Source organism: Bacillus sp. GS3m_15504, from assembly GCF_055825275.1.
Window position 1 is genome coordinate 1,952,168 of record NZ_JBVVNL010000001.1, and the last position, 23,877, is coordinate 1,976,044.

At 34.7% G+C, this 23,877-nt stretch carries 27 protein-coding genes and 1 pseudogene; 19 read left to right on the forward strand and 9 right to left on the reverse strand.

The features are described from left to right. Positions 1-103: 103 nt before the first annotated feature. On the forward strand, positions 104-1,897 hold the full coding sequence (locus AC0L0O_RS10210; protein ID WP_000516719.1) for a Xaa-Pro dipeptidyl-peptidase: 1,794 nt from the start codon (positions 104-106) through the stop codon (positions 1,895-1,897). Between the two features lie 57 nt (positions 1,898-1,954). Here the strand turns inward: AC0L0O_RS10210 and AC0L0O_RS10215 are convergent, their stop codons facing one another. Continuing rightward, the gene (locus tag AC0L0O_RS10215) at positions 1,955-2,233 is read right to left on the reverse strand and encodes a hypothetical protein (protein WP_001083946.1); all 279 of its coding nucleotides are present in this window, start codon (positions 2,231-2,233) and stop codon (positions 1,955-1,957) included. Between the two features lie 204 nt (positions 2,234-2,437). Here AC0L0O_RS10215 and AC0L0O_RS10220 point away from each other — a divergent pair, with 204 nt between their 5' ends. From AC0L0O_RS10220 to AC0L0O_RS10230, 3 genes are all read left to right on the forward strand, one after another. Continuing rightward, complete coding sequence (locus tag AC0L0O_RS10220) at positions 2,438-3,202, forward strand: class I SAM-dependent methyltransferase (protein WP_000490887.1); 765 nt, start codon at positions 2,438-2,440, stop codon at positions 3,200-3,202. A 201-nt stretch (positions 3,203-3,403) separates the two neighbouring features. Beyond that, a complete protein-coding gene (locus AC0L0O_RS10225; protein ID WP_001262616.1) occupies positions 3,404-3,667 on the forward strand; it encodes a hypothetical protein in 264 nt (87 codons plus the stop codon). A gap of 311 nt (positions 3,668-3,978) precedes the next feature. Next, positions 3,979-4,209 carry a hypothetical protein gene (locus AC0L0O_RS10230; protein ID WP_000789033.1) on the forward strand — a complete coding sequence of 77 codons (231 nt, stop codon included), beginning with the start codon at positions 3,979-3,981 and terminating at the stop codon, positions 4,207-4,209. A gap of 256 nt (positions 4,210-4,465) precedes the next feature. Here the strand turns inward: AC0L0O_RS10230 and AC0L0O_RS10235 are convergent, their stop codons facing one another. Further along, complete coding sequence (locus AC0L0O_RS10235; protein WP_000942266.1) at positions 4,466-4,897, reverse strand: cytidine deaminase; 432 nt, start codon at positions 4,895-4,897, stop codon at positions 4,466-4,468. Positions 4,898-5,010: 113 nt separating this feature from the next. On the opposite strand from AC0L0O_RS10235, the pseudogene AC0L0O_RS10240 reads away from it, so the two are divergent. The 8 genes and pseudogenes from AC0L0O_RS10240 to dltD all read left to right on the forward strand — a co-directional run. After that, positions 5,011-5,166: pseudogene (locus tag AC0L0O_RS10240) on the forward strand (DJ-1/PfpI family protein); the annotation flags it as partial. A gap of 394 nt (positions 5,167-5,560) precedes the next feature. After that, positions 5,561-5,917: an FtsB family cell division protein gene (locus AC0L0O_RS10245; RefSeq protein ID WP_001228716.1), complete on the forward strand. Its 357-nt coding sequence runs from the start codon at positions 5,561-5,563 to the stop codon at positions 5,915-5,917. Positions 5,918-6,176: 259 nt separating this feature from the next. Next, a complete protein-coding gene (locus tag AC0L0O_RS10250; RefSeq protein WP_000271324.1) occupies positions 6,177-6,503 on the forward strand; it encodes a DUF3870 domain-containing protein in 327 nt (108 codons plus the stop codon). A gap of 143 nt (positions 6,504-6,646) precedes the next feature. Next, positions 6,647-7,708: a dipeptide epimerase gene (locus AC0L0O_RS10255; protein ID WP_002036501.1), complete on the forward strand. Its 1,062-nt coding sequence runs from the start codon at positions 6,647-6,649 to the stop codon at positions 7,706-7,708. Positions 7,709-7,747: 39 nt separating this feature from the next. Next, positions 7,748-8,749 (forward strand): C40 family peptidase, encoded by a 1,002-nt coding sequence (locus AC0L0O_RS10260; protein ID WP_000755450.1) that lies wholly within the window; start codon positions 7,748-7,750, stop codon positions 8,747-8,749. A 20-nt stretch (positions 8,750-8,769) separates the two neighbouring features. Continuing rightward, positions 8,770-10,392, forward strand: a complete 1,623-nt coding sequence (locus AC0L0O_RS10265; protein WP_428889096.1) for a peptide ABC transporter substrate-binding protein — start codon at positions 8,770-8,772, stop codon at positions 10,390-10,392. 117 nt (positions 10,393-10,509) lie between these two features. Then, positions 10,510-11,037 carry a GNAT family N-acetyltransferase gene (locus AC0L0O_RS10270; RefSeq protein ID WP_000461347.1) on the forward strand — a complete coding sequence of 176 codons (528 nt, stop codon included), beginning with the start codon at positions 10,510-10,512 and terminating at the stop codon, positions 11,035-11,037. A 266-nt stretch (positions 11,038-11,303) separates the two neighbouring features. After that, the gene (gene dltD, locus AC0L0O_RS10275) at positions 11,304-12,485 is read left to right on the forward strand and encodes a D-alanyl-lipoteichoic acid biosynthesis protein DltD (RefSeq protein WP_000782320.1); all 1,182 of its coding nucleotides are present in this window, start codon (positions 11,304-11,306) and stop codon (positions 12,483-12,485) included. Between the two features lie 39 nt (positions 12,486-12,524). Here the strand turns inward: dltD and AC0L0O_RS10280 are convergent, their stop codons facing one another. After that, positions 12,525-12,749 (reverse strand): hypothetical protein, encoded by a 225-nt coding sequence (locus tag AC0L0O_RS10280; protein ID WP_000558700.1) that lies wholly within the window; start codon positions 12,747-12,749, stop codon positions 12,525-12,527. 140 nt (positions 12,750-12,889) lie between these two features. Between AC0L0O_RS10280 and AC0L0O_RS10285 the strand changes: the two genes are divergently transcribed. Further along, positions 12,890-13,378 carry a DinB family protein gene (locus AC0L0O_RS10285; RefSeq protein WP_000712040.1) on the forward strand — a complete coding sequence of 163 codons (489 nt, stop codon included), beginning with the start codon at positions 12,890-12,892 and terminating at the stop codon, positions 13,376-13,378. A 39-nt stretch (positions 13,379-13,417) separates the two neighbouring features. Here AC0L0O_RS10285 and uptA read toward each other — a convergent pair whose 3' ends face one another. Both uptA and AC0L0O_RS10295 read right to left on the reverse strand, forming a co-directional pair. Then, a complete protein-coding gene (gene uptA / locus AC0L0O_RS10290; protein WP_000254816.1) occupies positions 13,418-14,023 on the reverse strand; it encodes an undecaprenyl phosphate transporter UptA in 606 nt (201 codons plus the stop codon). A gap of 234 nt (positions 14,024-14,257) precedes the next feature. Then, positions 14,258-15,022, reverse strand: a complete 765-nt coding sequence (locus AC0L0O_RS10295; RefSeq protein WP_000447236.1) for a DUF1836 domain-containing protein — start codon at positions 15,020-15,022, stop codon at positions 14,258-14,260. Positions 15,023-15,280: 258 nt separating this feature from the next. Here AC0L0O_RS10295 and AC0L0O_RS10300 point away from each other — a divergent pair, with 258 nt between their 5' ends. Continuing rightward, on the forward strand, positions 15,281-15,730 hold the full coding sequence (locus AC0L0O_RS10300) for a hypothetical protein (RefSeq protein WP_000914472.1): 450 nt from the start codon (positions 15,281-15,283) through the stop codon (positions 15,728-15,730). Further along, a complete protein-coding gene (locus AC0L0O_RS10305) occupies positions 15,718-16,026 on the forward strand; it encodes a YxcD family protein (RefSeq protein WP_000447759.1) in 309 nt (102 codons plus the stop codon). The genes AC0L0O_RS10300 and AC0L0O_RS10305 overlap by 13 nt, the downstream gene beginning before the upstream one ends. A 24-nt stretch (positions 16,027-16,050) precedes the next feature. Here the strand turns inward: AC0L0O_RS10305 and AC0L0O_RS10310 are convergent, their stop codons facing one another. The 4 genes from AC0L0O_RS10310 to AC0L0O_RS10325 form a co-directional block, all read right to left on the reverse strand. Beyond that, positions 16,051-17,286, reverse strand: a complete 1,236-nt coding sequence (locus tag AC0L0O_RS10310; RefSeq protein WP_001000591.1) for an NAD(P)/FAD-dependent oxidoreductase — start codon at positions 17,284-17,286, stop codon at positions 16,051-16,053. Continuing rightward, a complete protein-coding gene (locus tag AC0L0O_RS10315; RefSeq protein ID WP_000087057.1) occupies positions 17,283-17,615 on the reverse strand; it encodes a (2Fe-2S)-binding protein in 333 nt (110 codons plus the stop codon). Before AC0L0O_RS10315 ends, AC0L0O_RS10310 begins: the two co-directional genes overlap by 4 nt. After that, positions 17,612-17,884: a (2Fe-2S)-binding protein gene (locus AC0L0O_RS10320; protein ID WP_000182232.1), complete on the reverse strand. Its 273-nt coding sequence runs from the start codon at positions 17,882-17,884 to the stop codon at positions 17,612-17,614. Before AC0L0O_RS10320 ends, AC0L0O_RS10315 begins: the two co-directional genes overlap by 4 nt. 74 nt (positions 17,885-17,958) lie before the next feature. Continuing rightward, positions 17,959-19,620, reverse strand: a complete 1,662-nt coding sequence (locus tag AC0L0O_RS10325) for a sigma-54 interaction domain-containing protein (RefSeq protein ID WP_000885721.1) — start codon at positions 19,618-19,620, stop codon at positions 17,959-17,961. Positions 19,621-19,800: 180 nt separating this feature from the next. On the opposite strand from AC0L0O_RS10325, the gene AC0L0O_RS10330 reads away from it, so the two are divergent. Genes AC0L0O_RS10330 through dapA form a run of 4 tightly spaced genes read left to right on the forward strand, consistent with a single transcriptional unit; the run spans position 19,801 to position 23,867 of the window. Next, positions 19,801-20,976, forward strand: coding sequence for an NAD(P)/FAD-dependent oxidoreductase (locus AC0L0O_RS10330; protein WP_001215246.1), 1,176 nt, complete (start codon positions 19,801-19,803; stop codon positions 20,974-20,976). After that, positions 20,973-22,010: a proline racemase family protein gene (locus AC0L0O_RS10335; RefSeq protein WP_001260276.1), complete on the forward strand. Its 1,038-nt coding sequence runs from the start codon at positions 20,973-20,975 to the stop codon at positions 22,008-22,010. Before AC0L0O_RS10330 ends, AC0L0O_RS10335 begins: the two co-directional genes overlap by 4 nt. Continuing rightward, the gene (locus tag AC0L0O_RS10340; RefSeq protein WP_428889090.1) at positions 22,007-22,948 is read left to right on the forward strand and encodes a proline racemase family protein; all 942 of its coding nucleotides are present in this window, start codon (positions 22,007-22,009) and stop codon (positions 22,946-22,948) included. Before AC0L0O_RS10335 ends, AC0L0O_RS10340 begins: the two co-directional genes overlap by 4 nt. Positions 22,949-22,970: 22 nt before the next feature. Beyond that, positions 22,971-23,867, forward strand: coding sequence for a 4-hydroxy-tetrahydrodipicolinate synthase (gene dapA / locus AC0L0O_RS10345; protein ID WP_000691464.1), 897 nt, complete (start codon positions 22,971-22,973; stop codon positions 23,865-23,867). The last annotated feature ends 10 nt before the right edge of the window (positions 23,868-23,877 follow it).

A 23,877-nucleotide genomic window follows, 5' to 3' on the forward strand; every position in this document is an offset into this window, starting at 1 on the left:
AAGAGTGTTCTACAAATTTCTCAAGTTGTTGTATAAAATATAAACTGAATTTTCTGTAATTTTATTGTATAGTAAAAAGAGAAATATATGGGGAGGGAAGGGTATGGGGAAAAAGAAAATAGCAACATTATCAGCAATATTATCTTTATCAATTACATCAGGAGTTTCTAGCACGACTGCGTATGCAGACAATAAAGAAACAAACTACATAAATGAGAATGACGTGAAGTTAAATGGAAAAGTTTCAGAGGCGTTACAATCAAACATGAAAATTGAATTAGAAAATGGGATGACAAAACCGATTTATTCGCTTGATGAAGCAATTATTGAAAATTTATTTGTAGAAACGGAAGTAGATAGTGATCGAGATGGAAAAAAGGATCGTGTATCGGTAAAGGTTATGCGTCCAAAAACTGATTCGAATGTGAAAGTTCCTGTTATATATGAAATGAGTCCATATCGAGCTGGTTTAAAAGATGTTCCTGTATATAACGTAGATGAAGAATTGTATGCGTATGAAGGGAAACCGTATGGAGCTGTTAATCTTGGTTCGTATGGAAATTATTATGTGCCAAGAGGCTATGCAGTCATTTTAGGTGAAAGTATTGGAACTGGGAAATCAGAAGGGTGTCCGACGACTGGGGATGAGCAAGAAATATTAGGGACGAAATCTGTAATTGATTGGGTAAATGGACGTGCGAAAGCATATAAAGAAAATGGTGAGGAAGTTAAAGCCGATTGGTCAACGGGAAATGTCGGTATGACAGGAGTTTCTTATAATGGTACGTTACCAAATGCTGTTGCGACGACAGGCGTTGAAGGGCTAAAAACAATTATACCAATCGCAGCGATTAGTAGTTGGTATGATTATTATCGTGCAAACGGTGCAGTGATTGCGCCAGGTGGATACCAAGGAGAAGATACAGATAATATGGCCGAAGCAGTATTAACAAGGGAAAACCCTGAAGTTTGCGGACAAGTAATAAAAGAGCTAACAGCCGGACAGGACCGGAAAACTGGTAATTATAATGATTTTTGGGATAAACGAAATTATGTAAAAGATGCTAAAAACGTAAAAGCGAGTGTATTTGTTGTTCATGGTTTAAATGATTGGAATGTAAAGACGAAGCAGTTCGCGCAATGGTGGGAAGCACTTGGAGAGAATAATGTCCCTCGAAAAATGTGGCTACATCAAGGTGGACACGGTGGAACATCAACGAATGACTGGCAAAGAACACAAAATAAATGGTTCGATTATTGGTTATACGGAATTGAAAATGGAATTATGAATGAACCAATGGTCGATGTACAACGTGAAAATAAAACTTGGGATAAAATGAAAAATTGGCCGGATCCATCAGCTGTGCCGTCAAAAGTGCGAATGTATTTAAGTAATAAAGCCGTTAATTTACCATTGAGTATGGGTTCTGTTAATAAGATGTTTTCATTCGTAGATGATGCAAAAATGAAATCAAACCAATTAGTTGCAAACCCAGAATTAGAAGTAGCCAATCGATTAGTGTATACAATGCCTGTACTGCAAAAAGATACGCGTATAAGTGGTACACCAAAGATTTCAATTACGGGAAATATTGATCGATCTGTATCAAATTTAACCGCTTTACTTGTTGATTATGGAGGAGCGAAGCCGGAAATCGTAACGAGAGGCTGGATGGATCCACAAAACGTAAAGAGTATAGAAAATTCAACGGCGATTCAACCGGGCAAAGATTATACATTTACATGGGATATGCAGCCAGATGATTATGTATTTAAAGCTGGGCATCAAATAGGGGTCGTTTTAATGGCTAGTGACTATGATTATACAATTAGACCGAAAGCGGGCACGAAGCTTACAGTAAAATTAAGTGAAGTGACATTGCCAATTGTGAAATAAATAGTATAAAGAGCTTACCGTATAGTAAGCTCTTTATATTTTGAAAGGGGGAGTTTATTATGAATTTTTATTGGTAGATACAAAAATACTTACAACAAATAAGAAAATTGCATTCATGATCAATAGGCCACTAAATATAAGGCCCGCAAAACCTCCAGCGAATCCATCGCCTACTTTTTCGCCAATTATGTGCAAAGTGGCGAAGAAAACAATGGGGGCAGCAAGAATGAAAATACCACTAGATATTTTCCATATTTGCCTATATTTCTTCGCTATAAAGAAAATTAGAGCATTAAAAGCAATAAGAAGTAAAAGAAATATAATGAATGAATTCATCATATCCTCCTTTTGGTAAAGAGTTTGAATTTTCATTATTTACATTGGCATTTCAAAGGAAATATTATACAATATGATTATATTCTATGGAAAGCGAGTGATATAGTATGACAGTCAGCTCTTTCGAATTTTCATTAAAAGTAAAGGTACAGGAAGATTAATTGAATGAAAATCTTCCGTACGTAAAAACGGAGGAGAAAATAAATGTTTAGTTTTTATAGTTCACTTTGCACGGAACTTTATGATTACACAAAGCCTGTCGGTTATTCTTTAAATGGTGATATTGAGTATTACGAAAAACGTTTGAAAAATTGTAGAGGTAGAATTCTCGAAGCAGCAGTAGGATCAGGGCGTGTCATCATCCCGCTTATTGAGGCTGGTTTTACAGTAGATGGGATTGACTATTCACCTGAAATGCTAGAATCGTGCCGTATAAGATGCAAAGAGAGAGGCTTACACCCTAATTTATATGAAGGAAGCTTACAAAAATTTTCACTTCCGCATAAATATGAGGCAATTATCATTCCTACTGGTTCTTTTTGCTTAATTGAAAATCGAGAGGATTCTATAAATGCATTGAAATGTTTTTATGAACATCTTAATCCAGGCGGACGATTAATCGTAGATATTATGCTTCCGTATGACTGGAAGACGGGGGAGATTCATACATCGACTTTTTCTTTGCCAAATGGAGACGGAATTACATTAGAAAATAAATCAATTGAAATAGATTGGCTGAATCAAACTACTCTATCATATTTAAAATATGAAAAATGGAGTAAAGGGCAGTTAGTACAAACGGAATTGCAACGCTTTGCGGTGCGTTGGTATGGAATAGAAGAGTTTAAACTTCTTTTAGAAAGTATTGGTTTCTCTAATATTACTTGCTCTGCTGACTATGTTTTTGAAAAAAAACCGTCAAAGGCAAATCAAATGTTTACTTTTGAAGCAGTACGAAAAGAAAAATAAAGAAGTATGTAAGAAAACAAGGCAATCGATACAATATCGATTGTCTTGTTTTAATTGTATATTACGTACATGTTATTACGTTTTCATTGTCCAAGCATCCTTCTACTAACTACATATACTATTTATATTAAAGACAGTCACTATTTTAAATAGAACTGTAATGTTTCTATAAATGATATTTTAGAGAGGTAGGGGATAAATTTGGCAAACGAAGAACAAAATAGAATTGAAAATCAAGTGTATTCAAATCGTGTATTAAGATCAGAATTTGATGCGAATTGGGAAACTTGTATATCAAAAAGTGGTTATGTAATTTATGTAGCAACAAGTAATAATGCTGAAGTAATAGTACTTCTTGCAGATGGTTCAAGTAAATTATTAATTTTCGAACAGGGCGGTAAAGTAGTAGTAGGCGGTGGTGGAACAAGTCATTACAGTAAGCCGCACATCGCAAGAAATATTTAAGGTAGAACAAAATGCCAGAAAATGGTTAACTCATTTTAGTAGAACTTGATGTACTACAAATACTTTTGAATGATCAGAGAAGTTTGTAGGGAATTGTACGGATCAATATTTGAAATATAATGTATCGTTTGAAGAATTCTATAAGCAATAAAAAAGCATTTCCTATTTCGGGAAATGCTTTTTCTATGTTATAGTATAATAGTGTTTTAAAACAATGTTATTTTAATATATTTCAAATTTTGTTATGTATTATTTTTATATTAAATTAGTTGCGTAAGTATTTTTTTATATAAGGAGTAATAATTAGAGAAATGAAAAATATAGACTTTATACTCGAAAGTGATGAGGCATTAAAACCGTCTGAACGATTAGTACTATTATTATTAGAGAAGCATAGAATGTTATATACGAACGATCTATTAGCATTATCTAATTTATCATATAAAACATTAACAGATTCATTAACGTCGCTTGTATTAAAATCATATGTGTTAAAGGAAACAGGTAAGGGAAGAAGGCAGAATTGTTATAGATTGGTATGATAAGACTGCTGATTTTAGAGATTTTATATTCATATTTATCGAATATAAGGAGAAAGTGCATTTTTATTTTCAAATGAAAAAATGAAATAAACTTAAATATTTTCAATTTCATTTTTGTTAATGATAATCTAATCATTTAAAAAAATAGAAAAATAAAATAAACTGCATAAAACAGAAATAAAAAAACAACTCGTTTTTAAAACGGATTGTTTTTTTATTGAAATAATATTATAAGATGAATGGAAAACTGGAATAATTATTCTACTTCACTTGTATACTTTTCAGGTAATAATTCCATTACGTTACATTTTACAAGTTCATCATTATAAGAAAGTATAACGTTCGTATTTTTTCCGTAATCACTTATTAATTCTCGACACATACCACATGGAGCAACAACCCAACATTTTTCTATATCTTCATGAGGGTGTGGGTGAGCGACTGCTACAATGGTATCAAATTCATGATCACCTTCTGAAATAGATTTTCCAATTGCCATAGCTTCACCACATACTGTTATTCTTCCAACATTCGCTTCAACATGCACTGCTGCATAAATATTACCTGTTTTAGTGCGTACTGCTGAACCGATATGATGACGGCCATATTTATAGTTTTTTTCGATTACTTTTTCAGCCGCTTTAATTAAATCATAGTCTTCACTATTTAAAGGTATTACTTGTAACATAATTTCTCCTCCATACTAAACATGATTAGCATTATTTTAGCAGAAAATTTTAATATTTAAAATAAAAGATAGTGATTAAACAGATAATATTATTATGTAAACTATAATTTGAAATGGAGAATATGAAATTTGTAGATGAAGGGCACATCATTACATCAGCCGGAATTTCAGCTGGTATTAACATATCATTTCATATTGTGAAAAATTTGTTAGGTGTGGAGATTGCTGAAGAAACGGCCAAAAGTATGGAGTATGATATTGATTTATAAAATTAAAAAAGCCCAAATTGGGCTTTTTTCTTATTTTGAGTGTATATAGGTATGATCTATGCTCTAAACTTAAGCTCTTAAACAGTCATTCTAGTTTTATTGAATGTACGAAAATGCATCTCTTTTCTCCTTGTAACCATGTTAAAACAAGGAGAACTTTGTATGTAAAAAAACTCTTCTACAATAGTAGAAAAAGAATAACAGAAACTACTATTTTATGCCAGCATACATAAAAAAATGCAATGTAAATATGGAAATGTCGTCGAATGCTATCTTTAATTGGTTAATTAGTGAGATATTTTTGTGAAGGAGCTTATTTTATAAGAATAGAATTAAAGTTAATAAGAAATCATGCCGATGGTAGTGAAAATATATGTGTTAGGGGGATTTCATAATGAGGAAACTCAAGCGAATAAATGTTCCTAATATACAAGAACAACTATCACAGTCTAATGAGAATCAAGCAATTAATAAGAAAAAACTAAGGCGATTTATATTCATGTTTATATTTATTGCGGCGGCTACTTTGTACGTTCAATTTATTTTAACGAAACAACAAGAAATAATTGTAGAAAAAAAAGATACAATTACGAATCAAAAAAAACAATTGGTTTCTTTAAAGAAAGATGAGGCTTCTTTAAAGACTAACATAGAAAATTTAACAGATGATGAGGAAGAAATTTTGAAATTTGCGAGAAAAGAATATCAATTTTCTAAGTCAAATGAAACTATATTTGTGTTGCCGAAGTAGTGTAATAGAACAGTTAGCGATAGCTAGCTGTTTTTTCATGTATGAATGTCATGGTACAAGAAACAATTACATATTGTAAAAATGAAGAGCTTGAGCTGTTTTTATACTTATGGAATATATACGAAAATAAATGTTGTTAAAATTCTGTCAATTGTATTATAATACAAGGTAAGCGGATACATTTTTTAATCAACGTTGAGTTTATCACTCATACGACTATTAAGAAAACCGTTATCCCGTATTAGAAAGGAAGAGAGCTGTGTACGCTTCAAATACAATTTATGTCGTAGGGGATGCGAAAGCACCTCAAAATAATCCCATTACCGAAAAGTTTAAAAGCTATTTTGTAGCGTTTGTACTTGTTAAGGAGACTGGGGAAATTGTAGATGCAGATTGCTCAGCGACAATTGCATTAACATCACAGTTTGTTAAATATTTATTTCTACATAAAAATATTAATGACCCAGCGTTAGTAATGGAAATAAAAGATCGTTATTTCGGTTCTTCTCAAAAGGCACTACTTGTAGCATTAAAAGATGCACAGAAAAAATATAACCAAATCGCTGCTTTGTCTACACATTCATAGACAAAATCCAGCCGTAAGAATCTTCTTATGGCTGGATTTTTTTATTTCACATGTACCTTCTACATGGAAAGTAAGCACAACCGGAGATCTTTTGATCCAAAAAAGTTAAGAATTAAGGCTCTATTTTGCTAGATAAAGAAAGGATGAACAAAATGAAAATTACCGATGTAAAAGTAAATCGTAGACGTGTAAATCTTCATACACCGTTTAAAACCGCGCTTCGTACCGTAACCGAAATAGAAAGTATAGATGTATATATTCATACAGATGAAGGAATTGTCGGTAAGGGAGCTGCAGCTGCAACGCCGGTTATTACGGGTGATTTCGCTAACGGGATTGAAGAAGCAATTTTAGGGCCGATGCGTTCAAGTTTAATTGGTCAAGATATCATTCAATTTCAGCAGTTACTGCAGCACATTCAAGTGAGTTGCATTGGAAATCCAAGTGCGAAAGCAGCGGTAGATATCGCATTATATGATGTGTATTGTCAATATCGTAATGTTCCACTTTACGCATTATTAGGCGGGAAGAAAGAAATTCATACAGATATTACGGTGAGTGTAGATGAGCCTTTCATTATGGCGAAAGAGGCAAAGCAACATGTAGAAAAAGGATTTCAAACTTTAAAAATTAAAGTGGGGAAATCTGCACACTTAGACTTAGAACGTATTGAAGCGATTCGAAATAGCGTACCAAAAAATACGACGTTACGATTAGATGCAAATCAAGGGTGGAATCCAAAAGAGGCAGTTTCTATCATTAAAGAGATGGAAAATCGCAATTTAAATATTGAATTTATTGAACAACCTGTTCATGCGAAAGATTGGGATGGATTAAAGTACGTCAAAGATCATGTACAAACACCTATTATGGCAGATGAAAGCATATTTTCAGCGAGTGATGTATTAAAAATTGTGCAAGGAAGATATGCAGACTTAATCAATATTAAATTAATGAAATGTGGTGGCATTCGCGAAGCGTGGCGTATTGCCGATATCGCAGAAGCAGCTGGTGTGAAATGTATGGTAGGAAGCATGATGGAATCTTCTCTTTCTGTTAGTGCTGTTGCACATTTAGCTGCTGCACATCCTAATATTCATTACTTCGATCTTGATGCGCCACTTTGGTTAATGGAAGAACCGGAAGGAATGACTTATTCTGGATCAAAGGTAAACCTTCAATCGACAGTGAATAGTAAATCTTAGGAGAAGAGACTAGTAAATTATCTTTTAAGGGGGATATTTATGAAAAAAGTAGGAACTGCATTTTTAACAACTTTATTTATATTTTCATCGTTTACATCAGCAAATGCTGAAGAAAAGAAAGATAGTAAGGCGTTTATCGATGTATCTGCCGCAACACTTTGGACCACGCCTGATTCATTACGGCCAATTGATGCACCAAGTGCTACAAATCCAGTTGATTTGTGGAAGTGGACGAAATCGATGACGCTCGATGAGAAACTTTGGTTAACAAGTGCAAATAAATTAGAAACGCAAGCGTTATTAGGCCAAGAAGTAACAGTTGTAGATAAAAAAGGGGATTGGGTGAAAGTGTTAGTCCATGGTCAGCCAACACCTCGAAATGAAGAAGGCTACCCAGGATGGATGCCTGAAAAACAGTTAACATATAATCAAGAATTTGCAGATAAAACAAATGAACCTTTCGTATTAGTAACGAAACCGACAGCCATTTTATATATAAATCCTTCTGAAAAACATAAATCGCTTGAAGTGAGCTATAATACGCGACTGCCGCTACTTAGTGAAGATACGATTTCATACCGCGTGTTGCTACCAAATGGGCAGAAAGCTTGGCTACGAAAAAATGATGGAACGGTTTACCGTTCTCAAAATGATATTCCAACCCCGGCGGCCGATGATTTAATAAACACAGGGAAAATGTTTTTAGGATTACCTTACATTTGGGCTGGTACAAGTGGCTTCGGATTTGATTGCTCTGGATTTACACATACGATTTATAAATCGCATGGTATTACAATTCCGCGAGATTCTGGTCCGCAATCGAGAAATGGAGTTGCAGTGGATAAAGAAAATTTACAAAAAGGAGATTTAATCTTCTTTGCACATGATCAAGGGAAAGGTAGTGTCCATCATGTGGGAATGTATATTGGTGACGGAAATATGATTCATTCACCAAGAGCTGAAAGATCAGTAGAGATTATACCGTTAAATACACCTGGATATATAGAAGAATACGCTGGTGCTCGTCGTTACTTACCTTAAAAAATAGAGGGGGTTTTCAAATGAAAAAATTTGTTCGCTACTCATTAGTTAGTACTCTATTCGTTTCTTCGATTTTAGTTGGCTGCGGAAAAGAAAAAACAACGACAAAGCCGAAAGATGAGAAGAAAGTATTACAGTTACTAGAAACGGGTGAAATTCCATCGTTACATTCAGGGAAAGTAACAGATGCAGTATCATTTAACGTTTTAAATAACGTAATGGAAGGATTATTCCGTTTATCGAAAGATGATGAAGTGATTGAGGCTGGAGCACAAAAATATGAAGTGAGTAAAGATGGGAAAACATATACATTCCATTTGCGTGATGCGAAATGGTCTAACGGAGATCCAGTAACAGCGCAAGATTACGTATATGCTTGGAAGCAGCTTATTAACCCGGATACAGTTTCTCAATATGCATACATTGCGTACGATGTGAAAAATGCAGAGAAAATAAATAAGAAACAACTAGGGTTAGATGAATTAGGAGTAAAAGCAAAGGATGATAAAACGTTCGTTGTAGAGTTAGAACATCCTGTACCGTATTTTACGAAACTACTTATTTTACCATCCTTCTATCCAATTAACGAAAAATATGCGAAAGAGCAAGGTGATAAATATGGATTAGAAGCAAATAAAGCGATATATAATGGGCCATTTACATTATCTGATTGGAAGCATGAAGCTAGTTTTACGATGAAGAAAAACGATAAGTATTGGGATAAAGAAGAAGTGAAGCTAGATGAAGTAAACTATCAAATTGTTAAAGAAATTTCAACTGCGGTAAATTTATATGAAACAGATAAAGTTGATAGAGCTGTCATTTCTACAGAATTCGTAGATAAATATAAAAATAATAAAGAGCTAAAACAATATACAGATCCAGTTATGTACTTCTTCCGATTTAATGAAAATGTGCCGATTCTTAAAAATAAAAATGCACGTCTTGCACTAAGTACAGTGTTTGATAAGAAAGGACTTGCGACTTCATTTTTAAATGATGGTTCGGTTGCTGCAAACTATTACGTACCAAAAGGATTTTTAAAAGGTCCAGATAAAAAAGATTTTAGAAGTACGGCAGGTGAATTTAATAAAACTGATGTAAAACAGGCGAAAGAATATTGGGAAAAGGCGAAGCAAGAGACTGGTACAAATGAAGTAACGCTTGAGTTATTAAACTATGATTTAGAAAACTTCAAAAAAGTAGGAGAATATATTAAAGAGCAGCTTGAGAAAAACTTACCTGGCTTAAAGGTAAATGTGAAATTACAACCACACACGCAAAAATTAGCGCTAGAGAAGAAGAAAGAATATGAAATGTCGTTATCACGCTGGTTACCAGATTATCCAGATCCAATGACTTACTTAGAAGTATTCCTTTCTGGAAGCAGTGTAAACAATACTGAATATGCAAATCCGGAATATGATGCGTTAATTAAGAAGATTAAAACAGAATTAGGTAATGATGAAAAGGCTCGCTGGAAAGCACTACAAGATGCTGAAAAAATGCTACTTGATGATGCAGTTATTGCTCCAGTATTCCAGCGCGGATTATCTTACTTACAAAAGCCATATGTGAAAGATTTATACGTACATCAATTTGGACCAGCAACAAGTTTAAAATGGGCAGATGTCCAAAAATAAAGGATGAGTAAACAGACTCCACGTGTGTGGTAGTCTGTTTTTTTAGTTAAAGTCAGGTGAATAGTACATGGTATAATTTACTAGTCTGTATAAAATTTTGGAGGGGAATGAAGTTTTATGTTTGAAGAAAAGAAAGTAATACATACAAAAAGGTTACTCATGAGAAAGCCGCTTATAGAAGATACTGATCAGTTTTATAGCATAATAAAGGAAGATGCTGTTGGCAAATGGCTTGCTAAATCAAGTGGAATGTCAAAGGAAGAAGCAAAAGACTATGTTATACAACTAATATCACATTGGGAACAGTATGATTTCGGGGTATGGTTGGTAGTTAATAGAAATACAGACAAGCTTTTAGGACATTGCGGTTTAAGAAAAATAGATGAAACAGGTGAAATAGAAATTATGTATTTACTTGATCCGGAGTATTGGGGAAATGGCTATGCGTCAGAAGCAGCAAAGGCGTCCATTCAATATGCAAAAGAGATGATGAATGAAAAAAGAATAATTGCTAGAGTAAAAGTAGAAAATGAGAATTCGAAAAAACTTTTACGAAATTTAGGTTTCACATATACTCATGATGTTGATCATAGTGGCCGTTTATTATCGTACTTTGAACTCAAGACATCATTGGATAAATTATAGACATTTTTTATGTTTTTTAACTGTTTAAAAATAAAATTATTACTCAAATTCCAGTGTGAAATGTATGTAGAATCTTGTATAATTAACGTGTTTCTATGGAAACATTTTCTTGTGCTAAATATAGGACTTAATAGAACAAGGAAAGAAATACATACATGTATATAATAGATAAATAGAATGGAACATGTATAGAGAAAAAGGAGAGAAATGATGGCGTGTCAAAGACAAGGGTTACAATTTAATAGTGATAGGAAGAGGAATAAAAAATGAAAATGAAGCATGCTTTTGGTCCGATAATTTTAGCGTGTGTACTTTTTTTCATTATCATACTCATCCCATCGAAAAGTTTAGTATCACTGATTAGTGATAAGAAAGTAGAAGATGCGGCAACTTCCTTACAAAAAGAAAAATTACAAAGTGTATTCTTGCAACAGAAAATGTTAGAGAATTCTCAGTATTTACCGATGTACGGTTCATCTGAATTTTTACGAATGGATGCATATCATCCATCTAATTACTTCAAGGTGAATCCCGCAGGTTTTACGCCATATTTAATCGGAATTGGCGGTACACAAAGTTTAGCTCATATATTAAATATGACGTCTACTATGGATGAGTTAGAAGGTAAAAAAGTAGTCTTTGTTTTATCGCCACAATGGTTTACAAAGACTGGGGTTTCGCAGGGGGATTTTACGAACAATTTCTCCAAACAACAGGCATATCATTTTATTTTTAATGATAAAATAAATGTAGAAATGAAGAAGCAAATTGCGAAACGACTATTAGATTATAAAGTTGTTCAAGAAGATGATATTTTAAAAAATTCATTAGAAGGTATTGTATATAATGATACGAAACATAACATAAAAGCGGAGTTAGTTAAACCACTTGCTTATATGCATCGAAATATTTTAGATCATAGAGATTTATTTAACTCTATATTTAAGATTGAGCCGATGAAAGAAAAAACAAATGTGGGACTTCGTTCAATTTCATGGGTAGATGCACGTAAACATGCGGAAGAAGAAGGGAAAGCGGAATCTACTACAAACACATTTGGCATTGAAAATCCGTATTACTATAAACATAATTTAAAGAAAAAATTAAAAGGTTTAAAAAACTTTAGAGCAAATGAATCGTATGAAGAATCACCTGAATATGATGACTTACAAATTGTTTTAAATATTTTTAAAGAGAAAAATGTCAAGCCACTATTCATTTCTGTACCTGTAAACGGACCGTGGTATGATTACGCTGGTTTCCCTAAAGAACGCCGTGAAGTATATTATAAAAAAGTTCGGGAACAAGTTGAGAAAGCAGGATACCCAGTAGTTGACTTTTCTGGCCATGAATATGATAAGTATTTCTTAAAAGATACAATTCATTTAGGGTGGAAAGGCTGGATTTACTTTGATGAAGCAGTGCAAAACTTTTATACTGAGAAATAAGTGTGGAGAAAAAGGAACGGCTATAAGCTGTTCCTTTTTTTAGTATAGAGGATTTTGATGTGGGCAATTCGGAAAGGCATGTATATCTTGAATGTGTCTAAAATCATAATGCTTCATTGCGAACTGCGCTTGATAAAGGTATTCATACACATATAATTGACCATCATGTGCTGAACATAATACACCAGAAGTTCCCTGCCCATTTATGAAGGAAATACCGATAGGGCGTCCGATTAAGTATTGTATTTTTTGTTGCCAATGCATAGGGGAATCACTCCTTTTTGAGATAATATACGAAATGAATGAGTGAATTGTTGCTTATCCACATAATTATGGAGGCTTTTTATATAATTCCTAGAAGATATTCATATGACTGAATTACAAGTGCGAGAAAGGAATTCATAATGAAGAAAGAAAATGTTTTAGAAGAAAAGTTAAATATAATAGAATGGTGTCAAACATTACAGCGAGTACCTGATGATATATGGTTTCAGGCATTAAGAGAAGGTTCATGGGCAATTGCGGATGTAATTTCACATTTTATCGTTTGGGACGTGTTTTTAATAAAGGATAGAATTCCATACTTTATAAGTGGACAATCTGTACCAAATGTTCCAATAGATGTTGAGGAAATGAATAAGGGAGCAATTAAATATGCGAGATCTGGTATTTCAAAAGAAGGACTATTAAATCAATTCAGTGTTACTCGTAAACAGTTAGTGGATGAAATTGAGCGAATTCCCACCAAATATTTTTATAATGTCTACCAATTTGGCACTAAAAAAGTGAAATTAAATCATTACTTTTCATCACTCATTCAACATGACTTAAAGCACAAAGAAGAAATAATACAATTTCTAATACAAAATCAAGCCTATAATAAAAACCGCTAACATTCGTAATGAATGTATAGCGGTTTTTATTATATATTTTTACGCAAGATTTTTACGTTTTTTTGTCCATTTTTTTATAACGAAGTATAAAACAATAAGTATGACGCCACCAATTGCGAATGATTTCACATATGGTCCAGCGATATCATTAATATTCTCCCAATTTTCACCTAGTTTTTCACCTAAGTAAATGAAAATGATAGACCAAGGGATGATTGCGAGTGCTGTTAACGTAGTGAAACGTAGGAATGACATTTTTGTAATACCAGCAGGAATTGAAATCGCATGACGCACTACTGGAATGAAGCGTGCTGTAAAAATGACGCCAGTTCCGTAACGATTAAACCAATCTTCTGCAGCATCTATTTGTTTTTTATGTATGAAAATATATTTTCCATAACGTTCTAATATAGGGCGTCCGCCGTATCGGCCAATCCAATAAATAAAGATTTGAGCAATAACACCACCAATTGTACCAAACACAACTGCGCCTAAAAATGAGATACTACCATTGAATACTAAGTATCCCGCATAAGCAAGGACAATCTCACTTGGAATAATCTCAATCATAAGTCCAAGCATAATGCCCCAATAACCTAGCCCTTCAAAAAATGTTAATACTGAGTGAATAAAACTACTTACCATTGTTGCACCTTCTAGTTTATGTATTTTTGAATAGGTGAACCTTATAGTTAATAATATAAAAGATTCACTATGTGTAGATTATACCTTATTTGTATAGGGGATTGCTATTTCAATTCTTTTATGTCCTTTATAAGTATTATAGTAAAGTATATAAGTTCAATTTTCATGAAGAGAGAATGAAAAGATTATTAAAAATTTCTCATAAAAAAATAGGAGCATTTCTGCTCCTATTTTTTACGGCTTCACATCTAAATTCTGTAAAAATAAAGTTGCTGTTACGTAACGTTTCGCTAACATTTGTACATAAGCGGTATGCACAGAGAGTGTGGCGATAATAATGGCGTTACGAATTGCTTCGCGTTGTTCATTATTAATTTGATCGAACTTGCTTGCGATTTTATCAGCTTTTTCTTTTACGATGTTTTCAATTGTATGAACTGTATCTGTTGCATTTAATTGTAAGCAATTCCCCTGATTGAGTTCTTCAAATAGAGAAGAGTAAGCTCCATATAAATGAACAGGATTGATTAAGTCATCACTTCGATCAGCTGGGTCATTTACGATAAGGCGTAATAGCTTACGAATAGATTCAAAATCAAGTGCTGTTTTTAAATCTTCAACAATGAATAGTAAGGCTGCTTGTTCAATTGAATATTTTTTTCCTTTTTGAGGAGAGCCAATCATTTCTTTTATATCTCGTTTCACCCAGTTCTGCATGGCTGTTACTGAGAAACTTGTATTTTCAATTTGATTTCCAAGCGCAACTATTTCATTTAATGAAAAACCAACGTCCGTATCTTCAATCTTAATTAGTTTTTCGAAAATAGGTGAAAGTGCGGTAGTAATAAAAGCAGTAACGCTTTGTCCGCTTTCAATATCTTTTTTATGTGACTTTGCCCAAGCTTCTTGTAAAATACCGAGAGGCTTTTTCGTATTCCATCCTCTTAGTGATAGAAGAAGAGTAGCCATTTCGTTTCGTGTGAGATGAAATGTTTCCATCTTTTCACCTCCATAAATAATAAAAGTTCTTATGAACCTATAATATGTTTTGTTTCATTTAAAGTCAATTCTGTTTTGCTTAATTTTTCCTTATGTCATAAAACTGTCGGAAGTAAATAATACTTGCATATTTCGACAAAAGTTCATATAATAAGTTCATAAGAACCTTAAAATGTTCTTAAAAATAAATCTATCATTCTGAATTTACTAGAGAGATAGATTTCACATATATCTATATAAAAGGAGAATGGATATAATATGTTGAAAAAACTTGTAGCAGTAATGACAGCATTCATGGTAATCTTTGGTGCTAGTAGCTTTATGTTCGTAGATCATGCGGCAGCGAAAAGTTACAAATCTGGTAAAAAATCATTTTCACCAAGTTCAGGCCAAAAATCAAAAGTTGATTTAAACAAAAAAGATTCAAATGTAAATTCTCAAAAAACGACTCCAGATTCGAAAACGAAAGCAACAAACACAGCACCAAAAAGTAATAAAGGAAGCTTTATGAAAGGTTTATTACTAGGTGGTCTTGGTGGTTTACTAATGGGTAGCTTATTTGCAAATATGGGAGCTCTTGGTTCTGTATTAGCGTTTATGGTAAATATGTTAGTAATGGCTGGTATCGTAATGTTAGCAGTTCGTGCATTTAAATACTTCAAAGATCAACGTAAGAAAAAGGAAGATGAAGTAGCATGGAAACGATAAAAATTTCTGAACAAGAACTGATCAATGCCCTTTGCGTATATATCGCTGAAAAAAGACAAGTTGGTCCAGAAGAAGTTTTAGTTGAACTTATGTACGACGATGACTACGGTTTCTCTGCTGAAGTAGAGGTAAATGGTCGCCAGCAAATTTTAATTCAAGCGAACTTAATCGAAGCACTACGCTTATTGCTTGACAGAGAATATAATGTCAATTCATTTGCGGCAAGATTACAACTTGAATTAGATGATGAAGAAGGCATTTACGCATTGGCGAAATTTAATAACTCAGATGAGTAGAAAAAAGAGCTGTTGAGAGTATTCTCAACAGCTCTTTTTAGTATGTGCAAATGCAAGGGAATAATCACGCCAAATTTCATTCATCTTCCTTCTACCGACATCAACACCCTGGTTAAATTGAATGGCAGCTTCTTGACGTACGGCATGTACATGTTGGATTGCTTGTTGCAATTGTTGTTCAACTGAATGGGATTTTTTATTTGCCTGTTTTACAATTGAATATCCAGCAACAGTACCTTGTGCCATTGCAATTTTCCCACTTTCAATACCAGTTATATTGCCGGCTACAAATAAACCAGTAAGAGGGGTTTCCATTGTTTCAGAATGGAGAGGAACGTGCCCACCTAATTCCGGAATGTAACGGAAAGGACAGCCGGCTACAGCGGCTAGTTCAGCAAGAGGATATAAGCCACCTGCAATACAAACGAAGTCTGCCTCATATATTTGTTCCGATCCAGTGATGATGTTTCCTTTCGTATCAATATTAGCAACGCGTACACCTTCAACTTGATCTGTTCCGATAATTTCAAGCGCTGCTTTTCGAAGGTGAAGAGGTGTATCGTTTATTTTCATTCCGCTGTTTGGATAGAAGGTTAATCCGGCTTTTCGAATCCAGTCATATTTCATAAAATGGCTACCTATGCGTAGAAAAGCAGAAGGAGCGAGATGAGCCGCATTTAAAAGAGAGTTTAAAACTTCTTCTGGTTCTCCAGCCTTTTGACTTAATTCACTTTTTTCAGGAAGTACGATATGTTCAACTTTGATGCCTGCTAATTGTAATTCATTCAAAATAGCGAATGACAAAATGTTAGCACCAATAATGATTCCTTTTTCCCCAACTTGAACGCGATGAACATTTGTCATTACTTGGGCTGCCCCGATTGACATGACTCCTGGAAGTGTCCAACCGGGAAGGGGAATGGAGTACTCAGCAGCGCCAGTAGCAAGTAAAACGAACGGTGCTTCTAACGTACCGATATTCGTATGTACGAACCAACAACTTTCATCTTTATCTAAATTATAGACGGAAATACCACATCGAATATGAACTGAAAGTGATTTTGCTTCTTCTTGAAGTCGCTTCGATTCTTCTATTCCGTTCCACCATTCTCCAGAAGGCTCTTGATGTAATTGTCCTAACAATCTCCCGCCAGGCTTCATAAATTCATCAATAACAAGTACATTTAGTCCAAAACGAGCACAAGAGATAGAGGCTGATAAACCCGCTGGTCCAGCTCCGATAATTATGACATCATTCATCGCTTTTTCACCATCTCTCTAACGATATTTGGATGCTGTTTACCACTATCAACAACCATACCGTTTTCTACAACAGTTAAGCATGCTCGTACGTTTGCTTGATTGTTTACAGTGACGCGGCATTCAGAACAATGTCCGATATTACAGTAAATACCTCGCGGCGTCCCGTTATCTTCGTGCACTCTTAATGTTCTTATTCCGTTTGCAAGTAAAGCGGCCGCAATCGTTTCATGTTCATATGCTTCATATTGTTGACCGTTAAATTGAAAAGTGATGTGATTGCTATTATTTAAACTTCCTAAAATAGGGTGATGTGTAATTCTACTCATTTACTTTCACCTACCGATCCAAAAGTAACTGCTCGTACCGGTGGTTGATATTTCAATGGAATATCATTTGTAGTTACGCCTGGATTTGCATGTTCAATCATTCGATCTATCATCATTCTACATGTGCGGCCACCGCAAAATCCCATGCCAGCACGTGTTCTTAGTTTTAATTCTCTTGCCGAGCATTTATAATCAGCAATTGTCGATTGAAGTTGACCGTAAGTAACTTCTTCACATCGACAAACAATTAAGTGGTCTTTATTCGTCATATGTATTCCTCCTCTAGTTCGGTTTGCACAAATTATATAATGCAAAAAATATGCCAATATAGAGGAGGGAAGGTTTATTGTAATCCAAGTTTTTTTAAACGGTTATATAAAGTGGCCCTCGTAACACCAAGCTGTTTCGCACATTCTAATTTATTCCCATTCAAAATGCGTAAAGCCCTCTCAATGACTTTTTTCTCATGTTCCTCCATCTCTTCTTGTAAAGAGAGGATTGTATTATTGTTGCTGAGTAATAGGGAATGAGCCGAATGTTCCTCTAAAGTTTCAGTTGTATGAAATGGTAAATATTCTTGTTTTATAATACCGTCAGTCGCAAATACAACAAGTCTTTCAACAACGTTACGGAGCTCGCGAATATTACCTGGCCAATTGTAATGAAGCAGTTCATGCATAATGCTGGACGGTAAGTCGCGAATTGGTCTGTTATAGTTGATTGAAAAATCGTTTAAGAAAGAGTAGGTTAATTCAATGATATCTTCGCGTCTTTCCCGCAGCGGTGGAATATGCAAGCTAACGACATTTAGACGATAGTATAAATCTTCTCGGAACGTGCCTTTTTTCATTTCTTCTTGTAAATCACGATTTGTAGCAGCGATAATACGGAAATCAATATGAATCTCTTTTTCTCCACCAACTCGGTAATATTTTCTTTCTTGTAGTACACGTAAAAGTTTTACTTGCATATCGAGCGGCATTTCGCCTATTTCATCAAGGAATAATGTGCCGCCTTGCGCGAGCTCTATTTTACCCTTTTTCCCTTTGCTATTTGCACCAGAAAACGCCCCGCGCTCATAGCCGAATAATTCACTTTCAAATAATGCTTCTGGAATTGCGCCGCAGTTAATTGAAATGAACGGAGCTTTAGCTGCTTCACTTGCATCATGAATTGCTTTCGCAAATACTTCTTTTCCAACACCACTTTCGCCGAGTATTAAAACAGTTGATTTCACCGAACAAACTTTTCTAGCTAATTGTATCGTTCTTTGTATAACAGGGCTCTTTCCATTCATCGCAAGGAAAGGGTCTGATTCATCTTTATACTTTGCGACCTCTTGTTCTAAACGGTGCATTTCATGTGACATATTAAATAGTTTTTCATTTAAAGCGACTTGATTCGTAACATCAGTTTCAGAGACAACTGCTCCTATAATTTCATCGTTACAATAAACTGGGTTTGAATTAATTAATACGAACAGATCAGGCCGAGGTTGATGGAACTGAGCGATTATGCTTTTTCCGTCATGTAATGATTGCAAAATTTCCAAATCTTTATAGTCAAAAAAGCGAGTGATAGGTTGCCCGATAATTTCATTATGCTTGACTGAAAAAATCTTTTCGGCGCCATCTGTCCAAGTACGGACACGTTCTTTATCATCGATGACTGTAACAGAAGAATCAGTAGTTTGTATTACGGTGTTATAAAAAGATTGGAGTTCATTGTAAGACTTAACAAGAAACGGAATGATTTGCTGTGCCGTTATAGAGCATATAGGCTCTTTATTTCGGTTCATTATGATAACAGCTAGTTCATTGGAAACCCCGTCAATTAAAGTGGTGAACGAATCATCTTCATATATAACTGCACAATTATATTCTTCTGTAGTAGAAGGTCGGTAATAAAATTTTTCGTCAACTTGTTCAATGTGTTGAGTGCTATATGTATGATCAATAGATAATGTTTTTAGAAATTCTTTTATTGTGGGAAATGAGAATGCCATATTGTCCTCCTGTTATGTATAAAAATTTTGACAGTGATAAAAAAATAATACACTTATTTACGATAAATTTAAAATATTTTTACAAATAAAAATATTGTTTGTAAAAATTGTATATATGTACAGTTGGCACGTCAATTGCATAAAAGAAAGTGAGAGGTTTAGGGGAAGGAGGAGTATTTTGTGAGGCACTGCGACGTTTTAATAATTGGCGGTGGTATTATTGGCTGCTCGATCGCTTATTACACTTCAAAATACGGAAGAGACGTAACAATCATTGAAAAAGGAGAATTTGTCAGCGGGACGTCTTCACGCTGTGATGGAAATATTTTGGCTATTGATAAAGACCCGGGGTTTGATAGTCAAATGTCGTTAGTAAGTCAAAAATTAGTAACGGATTTAAGTGAAGAGTTAGAGCACTCATTTGAATATAGGGCGCCAGGAAGTATTCTCGTATGTGAGTCAGACGAAGAAATGGAAGCAGCGCAGCAATGGGTGAATCGTCAAAAAGAAGCGGGTTTACCGTTTCGAATGCTTGATAGGCAAGATATAAGAGCGGAATCGCCATTCTTTGCAGATGATTTATTAGGCGGGTTAGAATGCGCAACAGATTCGACTGTAAATCCATATCTTCTTGCTTTTTCACTTCTTGCAGAATCGAAGAAATATGGTACGAAGGCTTTTAATCATACGGAAGTAAAAGAAATGAAAAGAGATAAAGACGGTTCCTTTATTGTAGAAACGACAAATGAGACGTTTACTGCGAAGCAAGTGGTGAACGCAGCGGGTGTGTGGGCTCCGAAAATCGGACAAATGTTGGATGTAAATATCCCCATTGAACCGAGAAAAGGGCATATTATTGTAGCTTCAAGGCAACAACACGTTGGTTGTCGTAAAGTTATGGAATTTGGTTATTTAATTTCTAAATTTGGTGGAAAACGAAAAGTGGATGCTTTAACTGAAAAATATGGAGTAGCTCTCGTATTTGAGCCGACAGAAAGCCAAAATTTTTTAATTGGTAGTAGTAGAGAGTTTGTAGGGTTTCATACGAAGATAAACAACGAGGTTATTAAATGTATTGCGAATAGAGCAATTCGTTTTTATCCGAAAATGGCGGATATGATGGTGATTCGTTCATATGCTGGATTACGCCCGTGGACAGAAGATCATTTGCCGATTATTTCACGTGTGGAACATATCCCGAATTACTTTATTGCAGCAGGGCATGAAGGGGATGGCATTAGTCTTGCCGCGGTTACAGGGAAAGTGATTGAAGAGTTATTAAATGAAAAAGAAACAATCATTCCTATTGAACCACTTCGTTTGAGTCGTTTTACAGAAAGGGTGTTAAACGGATGAGGACACAAAAAGTCTTTACGACGATTGATACACATACGGGTGGGAATCCAACGAGAACATTGATTAGCGGACTACCTAAGTTACTTGGAGAGACGATGGCAGAGAAAATGTTACATATGAAAAAGGAGTATGACTGGATTCGCAAATTGTTAATGAATGAACCGCGTGGTCATGATGTAATGTCCGGAGCACTATTAACAGATCCATGTCACCCTGATGCCGATATTGGTGTTATATACATAGAGACAGGCGGATATTTACCAATGTGTGGTCACGATACAATTGGTGTATGTACAGCTTTAATTGAATCAGGTTTAATTCCGGTAGTTGAACCGATTACTTCGTTAAAGCTAGATACGCCAGCTGGCTTAGTTGAAGTGGATATCTTTGTTCGAGATGGAAAAGCGAAAGAAGTCTCCTTTTGTAACATACCAGCTTTTGTACTGAAACATATCACGGTAGACGTCGAGAACATTGGAACTGTAGAGGCTGATATTGCGTATGGAGGGAACTTTTATGCCATTATCGATGCGAAATCAGTAGGGTTAGAGTTAGTACCGGAACATGCATCTACAATTATCGATAAGGCAATTCATATTAGAAATATCATTAATGAGAGATTTGAAATCATTCATCCAGAGTATTCGTTTATTAGAGGATTAACCCATGTGGAGTTTTATACAGATCCTACCCATGAAAGTGCACATGTAAAAAACACAGTTGTCGTTCCGCCTGGAGGAATTGATCGATCTCCATGTGGTACAGGAACATCAGCGAAGTTAGCTGTATTATACGCAAACCAAAAAATTGAAATGAATGAAGAGTTTGTTCATGAGAGTATTGTTGGTTCTTTATTTAAAGGGTGCGTTATAAATACGACAAATGTTGCAAATATGGAAGCTGTCGTAACGAAAATTACAGGTTCAGCTTGGCTTATGGGGATGCATAGATTTTTTTACAATGAAAAGGATCCACTGAAAGAAGGATTTTTGCTAATTCCGCCGATGGAACATGAAACGGAGGATGTAAAATGAACATTCAAAAAATGTATACAGCAGTAGACGTACACGTAAATGGCGAGGCATTCCGTGTAATAAAAGATGTACCATGCAAGTACTACTACAATTTAGAGCAATTAAACGAACAATTTTCAAGTGAATTAGCAGAAGAAATGCAACTTTTATTAAATGAACCGCGTGGTTTTATCGGTTTAAACGGATGTATCGTCGTTCCTTCTATTCATACGGAAGTTGATGCAGCTGTATTATTTTTTAATCACGAAGGGTCAATACCTCTTCATTACGGAGGTATTGTCGCAGTCATAACGATGTTACTAGAAAGCGGGTATTTAAAAAAGAGAGAGACGAATCAATACAAAATAGAAACGTTATCTGGCATATTTTCAGTCCATGCGTATGTAGAGAACGATGAAGTTGTATCTGTTTCGTTTGAAAGTAAACTATGTTATTTGATTGAGAAAAATTTACAAGTTGAAAATATAAGTTACTCTCTCATACAGGCAGATAAAGTATACGCAGTTGTAGAAAAAGGTGCGTATTCTCCAGAAATTTGTATTGAAAACATTTCCGAGTTGAAAAAATGGGGAGAAGCTACACTCCAAACTATACAAAAACAGTTGTTAATAAACAGGCTTATTTTAGTAGATTCTTCGCAAAAAGAAAAGAACCATATAAAGTCGATTACCTTTCATGAAGATAACTTTATCGTAAGATCACCAGGTTTTGTTTCTACTATTGTGTCTTATGTTCATGCGTTATTTAAAAATGACTATACAGCGGATAAACCTTTTATAAATGAAAGTATATGTAATAGCTTTATAACAGTTGAAAAAGTGAAAAGGGAAGAAACGGGTTACATTTTCCGTTTTGAAAGTAGAGGTTTTATTACAGGGGTGCAGACATTTCTACTAGACCCTACAGATCCATTTCCAGCAGGATTTTTATTAAAATAAAATGGTAAGGGGAGAGATAAATATGAAAATAATTAAAGGGGCATTTCCAGTATTAATCACACCGATGGATGAGTTTCAAGAAATTAATTGGAACGGTGTAAAACAAAACGTAAACTACTTTATTGAGCAAAAAGTGGCTGGCATTATTATAAACGGAAGCACAGGAGAGTTTGTTAGTTTGTCAAAAGAAGAACGATTTAAAATGGTAGAAACAGTATTAAAAGAAGTTAATGGCCGTATTCCGGTTATTGTTGGAACTGCAGCAGAAACGACGAAAGAAACGATTGAATTTACAAAACATGCAGAAACGCACGGAGCGGACTGCGCATTAATTATTAACTCATACTACTGTAAGCCAAAAGAAGAGGAAATTTATTTTCACTTTAAAGAAATCTCAAATGCTGTAAATATACCAATTATGTTATATAATAACCCGTTTACATCTGGTGTTGATATGAGTACAGAACTCATGCTACGTATCGGGAAAGACTGTGAAAATGTTACACATATTAAAGAATCTAGCGGAGATATTCGAAAAGCAAGAGATTTAGTAAGACAAGGCGAAGGTGCTTTTCAAGTCTTCTGCGGATCTGAAGATTTAGTTATGGAATCTTATTTAGTTGGTGCGACGGGATGGGTTTCAGTAGCAGGAAATGTCGTACCGGGACTTGTTACGAAAATGTATGAGCATTTTCAAAATGGTGAATTAGAAAAAGCTTGGGAAATAAACGATGCAATTTTACCTCTTTGTGAGTTCCTGGAGGGATCAGGGAAATATGTGCAAATCGTGAAACGTTCTATGGAATTACAGGGGCAAGCTGGGGGACCTTCTCGTTATCCAAAACTTGGGTTAACTGAAGAAGAAGATCAAAAACTTCAAGCGATTATTTCAAAAATTGCAGCTCATGCAGCTGTTTAATTAAGGAGGA